This window comes from Leptolyngbya cf. ectocarpi LEGE 11479 (genome assembly GCF_015207065.1).
Lineage (GTDB): Bacteria > Cyanobacteriota > Cyanobacteriia > Phormidesmidales > Phormidesmidaceae > Leptothoe > Leptothoe ectocarpi.
In genome coordinates this window covers 1-11,892 of sequence record NZ_JADEXP010000198.1, presented here as the reverse complement: position 1 = coordinate 11,892, position 11,892 = coordinate 1, and the positions used below count along the sequence as shown (strand labels likewise).

At 52.4% G+C, this 11,892-nt stretch carries 11 protein-coding genes; 3 read left to right on the top strand and 8 right to left on the bottom strand.

Annotation, left to right across the window (positions count from 1 at the left end):
* On the bottom strand, positions 1–820 hold an 820-nt coding region (gene tgt, locus IQ260_RS19105; RefSeq protein ID WP_193994694.1), incomplete at its 3' end, for a tRNA guanosine(34) transglycosylase Tgt.
* Positions 821–911: 91 nt separating this feature from the next.
* Positions 912–1,289 (bottom strand): hypothetical protein, encoded by a 378-nt coding sequence (locus IQ260_RS19100; protein WP_228016259.1) that lies wholly within the window; start codon positions 1,287–1,289, stop codon positions 912–914.
* Positions 1,290–1,677: 388 nt separating this feature from the next.
* Between IQ260_RS19100 and cobS the strand changes: the two genes are divergently transcribed.
* The gene (gene cobS / locus IQ260_RS19095) at positions 1,678–2,457 is read left to right on the top strand and encodes an adenosylcobinamide-GDP ribazoletransferase (RefSeq protein WP_193994692.1); all 780 of its coding nucleotides are present in this window, start codon (positions 1,678–1,680) and stop codon (positions 2,455–2,457) included.
* On the opposite strand, the gene cysK is transcribed toward cobS, so the two are convergent.
* The 4 genes from cysK to IQ260_RS19075 all read right to left on the bottom strand — a co-directional run bounded on the left by cysK (position 2,440) and on the right by IQ260_RS19075 (position 5,155).
* Positions 2,440–3,405, bottom strand: coding sequence for a cysteine synthase A (gene cysK / locus IQ260_RS19090; RefSeq protein WP_193994691.1), 966 nt, complete (start codon positions 3,403–3,405; stop codon positions 2,440–2,442). The genes cobS and cysK overlap by 18 nt on opposite strands.
* A gap of 18 nt (positions 3,406–3,423) precedes the next feature.
* Positions 3,424–3,903, bottom strand: coding sequence for an RrF2 family transcriptional regulator (locus IQ260_RS19085; RefSeq protein ID WP_322744998.1), 480 nt, complete (start codon positions 3,901–3,903; stop codon positions 3,424–3,426).
* Positions 3,904–3,947: 44 nt separating this feature from the next.
* A complete protein-coding gene (locus tag IQ260_RS19080) occupies positions 3,948–4,328 on the bottom strand; it encodes a (2Fe-2S) ferredoxin domain-containing protein (protein WP_193994690.1) in 381 nt (126 codons plus the stop codon).
* Between the two features lie 341 nt (positions 4,329–4,669).
* A complete protein-coding gene (locus IQ260_RS19075; RefSeq protein ID WP_193994689.1) occupies positions 4,670–5,155 on the bottom strand; it encodes a 2TM domain-containing protein in 486 nt (161 codons plus the stop codon).
* A 158-nt stretch (positions 5,156–5,313) separates the two neighbouring features.
* On the opposite strand from IQ260_RS19075, the gene IQ260_RS19070 reads away from it, so the two are divergent.
* Positions 5,314–6,114: an MOSC domain-containing protein gene (locus tag IQ260_RS19070; RefSeq protein WP_193994688.1), complete on the top strand. Its 801-nt coding sequence runs from the start codon at positions 5,314–5,316 to the stop codon at positions 6,112–6,114.
* Positions 6,115–6,120: 6 nt separating this feature from the next.
* Here IQ260_RS19070 and IQ260_RS19065 read toward each other — a convergent pair whose 3' ends face one another.
* Positions 6,121–7,212, bottom strand: a complete 1,092-nt coding sequence (locus tag IQ260_RS19065; RefSeq protein ID WP_193994687.1) for a YihY/virulence factor BrkB family protein — start codon at positions 7,210–7,212, stop codon at positions 6,121–6,123.
* Between the two features lie 276 nt (positions 7,213–7,488).
* On the opposite strand from IQ260_RS19065, the gene clpB reads away from it, so the two are divergent.
* Positions 7,489–10,095 carry an ATP-dependent chaperone ClpB gene (clpB, locus tag IQ260_RS19060; RefSeq protein WP_193994686.1) on the top strand — a complete coding sequence of 869 codons (2,607 nt, stop codon included), beginning with the start codon at positions 7,489–7,491 and terminating at the stop codon, positions 10,093–10,095.
* 68 nt (positions 10,096–10,163) lie between these two features.
* Here clpB and IQ260_RS19055 read toward each other — a convergent pair whose 3' ends face one another.
* Entirely contained in the window at positions 10,164–11,714 is a 1,551-nt protein-coding gene (locus tag IQ260_RS19055; protein ID WP_193994685.1) for an ATP-binding protein, read from the bottom strand.
* Positions 11,715–11,892 lie beyond the last annotated feature (178 nt).

The window sequence follows — 11,892 nt, the reverse complement described above, 5'->3', positions numbered from 1 at the left end:
TAGGAAGAACACAGTCAAATAAATACATACCAGCGGCAATGGCTTGGGCCATTTCGCGATAGGTGCCCACCCCCATCAGATATCGAGGTTTATCAGGTGGCAGGAGAGGCGTCGTTGCTTGCACAATTTTTTCAATCAGCTCTGGGGGCTCACCCACGCTGACACCGCCAATGGCATAACCAGGTAAGTCTAGCCCCACGAGTTGCTCGGCGGCGGCTCGTCGTAAATCTAGGTGAACGCCCCCTTGCACAATGCCAAATAGGGCCTGATCGCTACGCTGATGAGCCTCTATGCAGCGCTTGAGCCAGCGGTAGGTGCGCTGTGTGGCCGCTGCAACGGCTTCCCGATCAGCAGGGTAGGGTGGGCACTCATCAAAGGCCATAATCACATCTGCACCCAGCTGATTTTGAATGCGGATAGAGGCTTCCGGAGGCATGTGAATGATGCGTCCGTCGCGAGGGGAGCGAAACGTTACCCCTTCCTCGGCAATGGTACGAATCTTACTCAGACTAAAGACCTGAAACCCTCCAGAGTCGGTCAGTATAGGGCCATCCCATCCCATGAACTGGTGGAGACCGCCTGCTTCTGCTACTAAATCTTCGCCAGGCTGCAGGTGGAGATGGTAGGTGTTTGCCAAGACCATCTGAGCGCCCGCATCGTGTAGCTGTGCTGGCGTGACAGTTTTGACGTTGGCCAGTGTGCCCACTGGCATAAATCGTGGTGTATGGACGGGGCCGTGAGGTGTGTGAAATATGCCCGCTCTAGCCAGGGTGTGGGAGCAAGAGGCCTGATGCTCAAAGGAGAAATGGTCGATAGCCAACGGTTAGCGCTGTCCTACTGTAGGGTGTCTTAGGGGTTGCATATACTGTTGTGAGCAACCGTACTAGATTTTAGACAGCAGGCACAAGCGGCTAGCCAGCAAAATTATTGTTGTCATCATCTAAGCAGGCATCCCATCGCGCGGTCAGGGCTTCGGCTAGCATAGCCTCTAGGGTGGCATCACTGATGCTGCAGGTGCTGCGCTCTGTGAGGGGATTAGATAACGGTAGAATCCGGAGGCAGCGATTATCTTGAACCAGATCAAAATAGGGTTGATTGTCCCCCAGCTGACCCATTTCCATATAGTCAAAGCTGCCGACGTTGAGATAAAGGCTGCTGTTGGCGACTAGTGTTGCCTGTTGTGGATCGCTAAAGACTTCGACTACGTATCCTTCGCCCTCTTTGAGAACTTGTTCCTCTTGGTTGTGGATATACCGGACACGCCCGAGATGCTGCAGGATGCGCACCATATCTTTTTTGTTGATAACCGTGCCTATATCAACAAGGCATGGTGCTGGAAAAGAAGTTGTTGAAGGTTGGTAGCTCATAACAGGGTCGGTAGATGGGCTTGCTGAATTAACAGTAGACCCGTAAAACACCGAGGCTAATAACAATCTATACTCAAGATAGATGAAATCTGATTATTTGGAACGCCAAAGGCGAAAATAATCTTGCTGAGGGGCTTTAGCCATTTGTGTTTACATTATTTCAGCAAATTCTCGGACTGCCTTCAGCCAGAATACTGAATATGAGTTTCTATCCATCGGCTACTTGAGGGGATCCATAGGCCGTATCCTCCTGTGATTAACCCTTATGAGTCCTTATTTTCCAGTGTTCTGAAGTGTTCTGGGGCATCTGATGGGACGGTGGATTGAGCGCATTGTTCGGATAGGGTATGGGCAATGGGCTGTATTGAATGGTGCTGTATTGTTTTATACTCGGCTGCCGTTACCCTCTCGGTGGCCGGTAGCGTTTGATCGAGTTGCTGGGGTCGTACCCATAATCGGTCTGGGGCTAGGTGGTCTTTTAGCAGGGTTAGACCTGCTGTTAGGTCTGGCTATGCCATCGCTTTTACGGAGTGCCTGTGTGGTGTTGGTGGGGGTGTGGCTCACGGGTGGACTCCATCTGGATGGAGCCATGGACACGGCTGATGGTCTCGCTGTGCAAGATGATCAGCGACGTTTGGCCGTGATGACCGATAGTCGTACAGGGGCATTTGGGGCGATAGTTGCGATCGCAATTCTCCTGCTCAAAACAGCTGCCCTAGCTGCGATCTTGCACGGTCGTTGGTTTGCTCTGGTGGCCGCCGCCGCCTGGGGCCGTTGGGGTCAGCAGTGGGCCATTGGTAGCTATCCGTATCTCAAACCGGACGGCAAGGGGGCGTTTCATAAACAGGCTCTGCCCTCACGCTGGCAGGCATTGCCCTGGGCCGTGGGGCTGTTAGGATTAACCGCTTTGACGACGCCATGGATTTCCTGGCAGCAGGCCGTAGCTGCTGCAGGTGTCGGTATCGCCTGCTCGTGGCTGTTAGCCAGTTGGCTCAACCGGAGACTGGGTGGCCATACCGGCGATACCTATGGCGCTGTTGTGGAATGGGTAGAAGTCGCTGTATTGATGGGGTTAGCGAGCATTGGCTAGGTGTGATGTCAGCGATGGATCTTGAAACAGGGGTGTGCTGAGATAGCGCTCTCCAAAGCTAGGCTGGATCACCACGATTAATTTGCCAGCGTTGTCAGGACGACGACCCACCTCAATGGCTGCACACAGCGCGGCTCCGCTGGAAATACCTGACAAAATACCTTCTTCTTTGGCTAAGCGACGACCAAATGCGATCGCATCGTCATCGGTGACCGCAATGACCTCATCAATCAGCTTGACCTCTAGCACCTCGGGTACAAAACCCGCACCAATCCCTTGAATTTTGTGGGGACCTGGTTTGCCACCCGTCAGGACCTGGCTATTGTCCGGTTCCACCGCAATGGTTTGAAAGTCCTCCTTACGACGTTTGAGGACTTCACTCACCCCCGTAATGGTGCCCCCTGTGCCCACACCCGCCACCAAAAAATCCACCTGGCCCTCAGTATCCTGCCAGATTTCCTCAGCGGTGGTGCGGCGATGCATATCGGGGTTGGCCGGATTCCGAAACTGCTGCAGCATATAGGCGTCAGGGATAGAGGCCACAATTTCCTGCGCTCGCTGAATACAGCCTGCCATGCCTTCACTGCCGGGGGTGAGTTCTAGTTCGGCACCATAGGCCCGCAGCATTGCTCGCCGCTCGGCACTCATGGTCTCTGGCATGGTCAAAATTAGCCGATATCCCTTGGCGGCAGACACCATGGCTAGGGCGATGCCCGTATTACCGGAGGTGGGCTCCACCAGGGTGGTCTTGCCTGGCTGGATCTGACCGGCGGCCTCTGCTGTGGCAATCATGTTGACGCCAATACGGTCTTTAACCGAAGCTGACGGATTCATCCCCTCCAGCTTCAAAACGATTTGGGCGACACAGCCCTCCGTTTGCGGAATTCGGTTCAGTTTGACCAGCGGTGTACGACCCACCAGCTCAGTGATATTTTGGGCGATCCGCATAGTTCATTCCCCAAGGCGTCAAATGTAATACATCAAATCAACCTGATGCTTGGCGTTGCGCTGTTCCACCAAATCTTGCAGAGTATGAGCAGACAGCACATCTTTAGCGGCTTGCTGTACGTCATGCCATAGGGACCGTACCACTTGCCGCTCCGTTGTTTGTACAGCATCGCTCCCATTGTCCTTCTTTTCTAGACCTTCGATACAATTCACAACGTCGAGGAGGCTCACATTCCAGGGGGCTTGAGTTAGTAAATACCCCCCTTTAGCACCGCGCTGACTTTTGACAAAACCCGCACGGCGGAGGGTAGCCAGCAACTGTTCTAAGTAACGATCAGGAATGTTTTGCTGAGCTGCAATTTGGCGAATTTGTAAAGGTTCGCCTTTGTCGTAATGCAAGCTGAGTTCTAATAGGGCCAGGAGGGCGTATTCGCTTTTGCAGGAGAGTTCCACAGGGCGGTGTAGCTGCAACTCTCCTAGTGTACTCCGGTTCTCCACTGGGGAATGGATATTTAGATAAAGCTTCTGGGAGAAACGTTAGGTTAAGGCGACTCACTCGTGATGTCTTGCTGGTCTGCTAAGCGCGCCATCAGCCTGCTGTAATCAGGATGAAATCTGGGATGTAGCAACCGTTTGACAGGTTTCCCCTGGTGGATATGCTGCTCTAGAATCTCGTCAACGTCACGGGGGCGCACCCGACAGTACCAGACATTATCGGGGGCGACTCGGACGGTTGGCCCTGAACCACACTGTCCTAAACAAGAACTGGCCGATACCATGAGGTCGGCATGGGCGTGCTGCTTAAGGGCTGCTAGTACGTCTGCTGAATGGAAACGCTGGCAGCTACGATACTGGCAAACTTGGATAAATCGCCGTTGAGGGCTGGGCGGGCTAGCGGCGGAATTAGCTGAAGATTCTCCCATTGGGATGTCATGCTGCTTTAAAGCAGATTAGCTGCGGGTATGACCTGTCTAGCAACAATCATACCCGCAGCTAATTTTTGAAAACCAAGGAACACACAACCAACCTTGTGTTTCGTATCATTGCAGGATTGCCAAAAAAGTGCAACTAATCTGGGCATCTACAAGGAAAATTTATGAAAAATGGCCTGACCCTATAGTCTCTATAGTTTTAGCCCCGATCCTTAAAAAAGAATCGGGGCCATAATGGGCGCTGGTTGTCAGCTTTGTAACAGTTTGTGGTGAATGATAACTGCTCAAAAATCTTAGCTAAGGCTTTACATCAGCTTTAAACGCTAACGGCTCTAGGCGGATCCTAAAAAGCGGTTGACCACGCCATCGAGGGTTTGCTGCATGCTGCGCTTGCGCCGCCATTTGGTCAGGTCGCGTTCGTAGCGCTCGCCTGAGGTTTGCAGCATGCGCCAGGCTTTGAGCGATAGGCCCAGCCCCCAAAACAAAGCAACATAGAGCGAAAACCCGAGGTGACCGAGCAACGTACCGCCAGGCGTAAGAAAATCAATAACGACTAAAAAGCTAATGACAATGCCATAGCGCACCACCTGACTTTGTAGCCGCTGTTGGCGCTGGTGCTGGAAAAGACGGTGATCTTCGGCTTGGCCTTTCATAATGCGCCACTCTTGTTCTGCTATTTGCAGGGTGGCTGGGCTGATGTTCAGCTCTTCCGCGATTTCTAGCAGCTGTTGGTGGGAGAGTTCACCCGATTCAGTTTCCTGCGCGATCGCAAGTTGCAAAATCCGCTGGGCGTCTTCCATTGCGTAAAGCTTTTCCATGGTGCTGCTGTTTTAAGATCCTAGGGTGGTGACGGGACAAGCATTGCCCATCGTCTAGATCGGCAATGTTTGCTACGGGAGCCTACTCTTAAGTTATAGATAATTTTGCGGCGGTTGAACCAAGCCGCTAGTCGGATAACCGTCCTAGGAGAATAGCCATGGCTTCGGTACAGCTGAGTGATTTAACCACATACCCGATTAAATCGACGGCTGGGATTACGTTGAGTCAGTCCCTGGTAACGGCGCGAGGGCTGTTGCATGACCGCCGATGGATGGTGTGCGATCGCAACGGCAAGTTTCTCACCCAGCGCAAATTTCCGAAAATGGCCCTGATTCAGGTGGACATAGGAGACACGCTACGTCTGAGTATTGCGGGTGATGGCGCGACCTCCCTGGAGCTGCCTGTCGTGCCAGCGGCCGCCGACCCAGTGGAGGTGGATGTGTGGGGTGATGGCTGTACTGCTTGGTCCATGGGCCATGAAGCGGCCCAATGGCTGAGTGATTTTCTAGGGTTTGAGGCGCAGCTGGTCTATATGCCCGATAGCACCCATCGCCCCACGGATCACGGTCGTTTTGAGACGCCCAATAGCTTTGCCGATGCCTATCCGTTTTTATTGATTTCTGAAGCCTCACTGGCAGATTTAAATGAGCGCTTACAGCAGCCAGTGCCCATGAATCGATTTCGGCCCAATCTGGTGGTAACGGGCTGTGAGCCGTTTGCTGAAGATACCTGGAAACAAATCAAAATCGGCGACATTGTGTTTGATGTGGCCAAGGCCTGTTCCCGCTGCTCGATTCCCGGGGTGGAGCAATCTACGGGTGAGCAGGGTAAGGAGCCTTTAAAGACGTTGGCCACCTACCGACGGTGGGACCATGCCATTTGGTTTGGCCAAAATTTGATCGCCCATGGCGAAGGGACTCTGGCTGTGGGGGATGAGGTAAAGATCCTGGCTTCCTAGGGCGCCCTACCGATGGCGGTCCTTATTGATGGTCGATTTATCTAAGCTTGGTACATGGCCGGAGGTGCGGTAGTCACTGTGTTGAGATGGGTAGTGCTGTCTGCGCAGGGGGAGGCGAGGGCTATGGATCATGAGTTCCCCGACAATGACGTTGAGCTGGTCGCCAATCAGCATCACCAGGGAGGTCAAAAATAACCACAGCAGCAGGATGATGACCGTACCAATGGCACCGTACACCTTGTTGTAATTGCCAAACTGGGCCACATACATGCGAAATGAGGCGGAGAGTAGCGCCCAGGATAGGGCTGCAACCACAGCACCGGGCATCAGCGGTTTCCCACGGGTCCAGCGGCTGGGACCAAAGCGATAGACAAACGCAAAGGCAGAGGACACAATGCCCAGGGTCAAGGGCCATCTTAAAAGTTGCCAAATTATGCGTACCCATTCCTGTATGGTTTCACCACTTTGCCGGGCCAGCTCTTGAATCACAATGTCGCTGATAAAGACCAAGTAGCAGGCTGTCAGCAGCAGCAGGATGGTCCCAATGGTGAGGCCAATGGATAGCAGCCGCGCTTTCCAAAAGGGGCGGCGCTGCTCGACAGGAATTTGGTGAATTTCGTCTAGGGCACGCATGGCGGCGCTGATGGCACCGGATGAGGCCCATAGTGCGATCGCAAAGCTTAACGAAAACAGGCTTTTGTTGCCACCTGCGCTCACCTCTGCCGCAAAGTTTTGAATCAGTTCACTGACGGCTCCGGGGGCGATCTCTCCGAGCCTTTGGGCTAATTCATTAAACGTATCCTCTAAAGAATTGACCAGGCCAATGGCAGTAACCAGAGCCAGAATGCCAGGAAATAGACCCAGCATGGCGTTGTAGGCCATTTCAGAGGCTAAACTGGGTAGTCGGCGCTGGAATGTGGCTCGGATGACAGCTTTTACCGTATGGAAGTCGATATAGCTCAGAAAACGGATAAATTCTAGTGGCGAAAACGTGCGAGACAGCCTTTGTAGCGGTTGCTGCTCGCGGTAGGTGGAATATAGCGTCTGACGCAGTGCGGAATGCAGCGGCCCAGAGTCTCGTGGGGGAAGGTTTGGCAAAACGTCTAGCTAGTCAACACACTTCTTCAAAATACAGATTTCTGTTGAGATATCAAGTCAGGCCCTAAAAAATCTGCTTTTTTGCCCCTCAGCACCTATTTGTAACATACCCGCTTTTGATTAGCCGTTACGGACGTCAGGGACGTTTTTTTTCCTGGTCCCAGTGAAGACTTTTTATCTATGGGCGGCAATACCTACCTGTTGGCAGGGGGAACACCGATCATCTCCTCCGTTGGTCTTTGCCTAGAATGCAAACAGGCGACAGGAGGCTGGGCTATGCAACCATCAAATCCAAATCAGTTTACAGAACGGGCATGGGCTGAGATCGCAACCACGACCGATTTAGCCAAACAGTGGCAACATCAGAACATTGAAACTGAGCACCTGATGTTAGCACTGCTGGACGAAGATGGGCTGGCCAGCCGCATTTTTCAAAAAGCGGGGGCCTCGGTCAGTGCTTTGCGCACGACGACTGAGACGTTTCTGCGTAAACAACCCCAGATTAAGGGGCAAAGCGACAATCTATATTTAGGGCGGGCGCTCAATACGTTACTCGATCGCGCTGAGGCGTTCCGCAAAGAGTTTGAAGACGACTATATTTCCATCGAACATTTACTGCTGGGTTATCCGGACGATGCTCGATTTGGTAAATCCTTGCTGCGGGAGGCGAACATCAGCGCCAAGCAGCTCAAGACCGCTGTAGAACAAGTACGAGGCCATCAAAAGGTGACGGATCAAAACCCTGAAGGTAAATATGAAGCGCTTGAGAAATATGGTCGGGACCTGACCGAGTATGCCCGTGAGGGGCGTCTAGACCCGGTGATTGGCCGGGATGATGAAATTCGCCGGACGATTCAGATTTTGTCGCGACGGACAAAGAACAACCCGGTGCTGATCGGTGAGCCGGGGGTGGGTAAGACGGCCATTGCTGAGGGTATGGCGCAGCGGATAATTAATAACGATGTGCCCCAGTCGTTGCGCGATCGCAAACTAATTGCCCTCGACATGGGGGCTCTAATTGCCGGAGCCAAATATCGCGGTGAGTTTGAAGAGCGTCTCAAAGCCGTGCTCAAAGAAGTCACCGACTCCCAGGGGCAAATTGTCCTATTTATTGACGAAATCCACACTGTAGTAGGTGCTGGGGCGACTCAGGGGGCCATGGACGCCGGTAACCTGCTTAAACCCATGCTGGCCCGTGGTGAGCTGCGCTGTATTGGAGCCACAACGCTAGATGAATACCGCCAGTACATCGAAAAAGACGCCGCCCTAGAGCGCCGTTTCCAGCAGGTGTATATCGACCAGCCCACGGTGCCCGACACCATTTCCATTTTGCGCGGTCTCAAAGAACGCTATGAGCTACACCACGGTGTCACCATTGCGGACAATGCGTTGGTGGCGGCGGCCACATTGTCAACCCGGTATATTAGCGATCGCTTTTTACCCGACAAAGCCATTGACCTGGTGGATGAAGCCGCCGCCAAACTCAAGATGGAGATTACCTCTAAGCCTGAGGAGCTAGACGAGGTTGATCGCAAGATTCTGCAGCTAGAAATGGAGCGCCTATCGCTCAAAAACGAAACCGATGCTGGGTCTGTCGAGCGGCTAGAGCGGATAGAGAGAGAACTTGCTAATCTCAAAGAAGAGCAAAGTACGCTCAATGCCCAATGGCAGTCAGAAAAAGACGGTATTGATCAGATTCAAGTGATCAAAGAAGAGATCGACAAAGTCAACATTGAGATTGCCCAGGCTGAGCGAGAGTATGACTATAATCGGGCGGCTGAGCTTAAGTATGGCCAGCTCACCGAGCTACAGGAAAAAGTCTCCCAGGCAGAAGAACAGCTGGCCGAATCTCAGGCTAGCGGGAAAACGCTGCTACGAGAAGAAGTCACCGAGGCAGATATTGCCGAGATTATTTCTAAGTGGACCGGTATTCCCATTAGCAAGCTGGTTCAGTCAGAAATGGCCAAGCTGCTACACCTAGAAGACGAGCTGCATCAGCGGGTGATTGGTCAGGATGAAGCGGTGACGGCTGTGGCTGATTCCATTCAGCGATCGCGTGCTGGTCTGGCCGATCCGAACCGACCCACCGCCAGCTTTATCTTTCTTGGCCCGACCGGTGTAGGTAAAACCGAGCTAGCTAAGGCCCTGGCCAGCTATCTGTTTGATACCGAAGAAGCCATCGTCCGCATTGACATGTCGGAATATATGGAGAAACATTCGGTGTCTCGTCTCATCGGTGCGCCTCCGGGGTATGTCGGCTATGACGAAGGCGGTCAGCTAACCGAAGCATTGCGACGTCGGCCCTACTCAGTGATTCTGTTTGACGAAATCGAGAAGGCTCATCCCGATGTGTTTAACATCATGCTACAGATTCTCGATGATGGTCGCGTCACCGACTCCCAGGGGCGTACCGTGGACTTCAAGAACTCGGTGATTATCATGACCAGCAACATCGGTTCCCAGTTTATTCTCGACGTGGCGGGTGACGACAGCCGCTACGAAGAAATGAGAAGCCGGGTGATGGATTCGCTGCGCTCTAATTTCCGACCTGAGTTTCTCAACCGCGTGGATGAGATGATTATCTTCCACAGTTTGCAAAAGTCTCAGCTACGAGAAATTGTCAAGCTGCAGGTCAAGAGCTTAGAAAAACGGTTAGCCGCGCAGAAGATTGGGCTGTCGCTGTCTGAAGAAGCGTTAGACTTTGTTGCAGATGTTGGTTACGACCCCGTCTATGGTGCAAGACCGCTAAAGCGTGCGATTCAACGAGAGTTGGAGACTAATATCGCTAAGGGGATTCTTCGAGGAGACTATAAAGGTGGTGACACTATTTCTGTCGAAGAAGAAAACGAGCGCCTGGTTTTCAAGGTAAAGGTGGCCGCATAGGTCTTCGTTTGTAAGGCGTTTGAACTGATTTAGGGTGGGCAATGCTCACCCTTTTTTAATGGTGCGAATTATCCGCGAATGACAGTTATATTTCTGCCATTGGCTGTACTAGCCGTTTCGGATAGGGTGCGGTCTGCGATCGGTGGCAGGCCCTGCCGATGATCAAAGATTACTAGCCATCCCGACTCTAACCCTAAGCCTGCCAGGTACCTGTCTAGCTGGACTAACCCAGCGGCTAGCGGATCGGGACGTCCCTGTCGCCAGACCTTTAGTTCAATACCAAGAGTGACGGTACCATAGCGTAAACAAAGATCCATACGGTCAGTGCCGATAGCATATTCTCTTTCTAGAGTCCCCTCACCATTTACGACGCGATGGAGAAAAGCCATCATCACTAAATGAGGAGCGATCTCATGGTAGGGAGCACTTTTGAGTAAAGGCTCACCATGTTGTCGCCAAAAAGCGAGAAATGCCGTGAGCAAAACGTCTGGAATTAATTCTCCCTGATCGTTCAGCCAGGATGGAGCGATCATCGGTAGCGAGGCTTGGGGAACCTTCGCTAGGACCCGTGGTAAGACTTCTTGATAGATCGGGTTAGCAATGACAATGCCCCCACCATTGGCCAAGCGGCATAAGCCTAGATCCAAAACATATTGCAGATCTTCGTTAGGAATAACGGGTAGAGACTGACCTGCCAGGATAGGTTCAATAATTGCTCTCACTCGCTCCTCTCGTAAGCGTTCAGCTAGACTGTCTAAATGAGTATCTTGTCGCTGAATTAAGATCTCTTTGGCTTCATGGATATGCGAAACTTCAACAGTCTGCTGAGGTTGAGGCACCAGTTCTTCAACAATTTCCTTTGCTAAAGCGTTCACTAACCATGGCTGGCCTTGAGTGAGTTCAAACGCTGTTTGCATAGCGTCTAACGTGAACTGTTGTCCAGTTTCCTCAGTGTGCTGTTTATATAACTGAGTGACTTCTGACTGATTGAAATTCCGTAAGGTGAGCGACTTAACTTTAATATTGAACGGACTGGCCGTTTGTAGGCGAGTGCTGCCACCCGAGGCAACTTTGTAGTCGCGTACATCTCTAAGACCGATAAGTGCGAGGGAGTGTGGAAAGTTGCCGGGTCTGCGGGGATAGCCGTCTCTTAGCTGACGCAACATAGTGATGAGAGCATCGTCCATCAGAGCGTCAATTTCATCGATGAATAGTATCAACGGGCGGGGGCAGACATTAGACCATGCTTGCAGGGCGGCACCAATGCGACGACCTTCGCCAGTGTCAGGCCAGGGTGGAGGCTGTAGTTCTTTGGGCAAGTCAAACTGAGCTGCACCGCGCCAGGCATCGAGCATGGCGATTTCTGCTTTGCCAGGATTTTGGCTGAAAGGTTGTCCGACTTCGGCAGAGACCATAACAGCGGCATACTCTCCGCTTGCGGTTAGTTCTTGGGCCAGGGCCAGCATGGCTGTGGTCTTGCCGGTTTGGCGCGGGGCGTGGATGACGAAGTAGCCGCGCTGGTTGATAATCCGTTTTATCCCTGGAAAGCGCTGGGTAGGAGACAGCATGTAGTGGATATCGGGCTGACACGGACCAGCGGTGTTAAACCATTTGGGCATTGTTTGGGTAGGGGAATATAGGTTGCAGTATAGCAATGGGGGCGATTAATCCTGATTCCACCTCAGTTTGTGTGAGGAGATTGAGGTAACGGTCTCCTCCCGTTGAGAGACGAGGCAATTAACAAGTTACGCATCCAATCGTCATGATATCGGAAGCCATTGAGTTGCTCGAACGGAC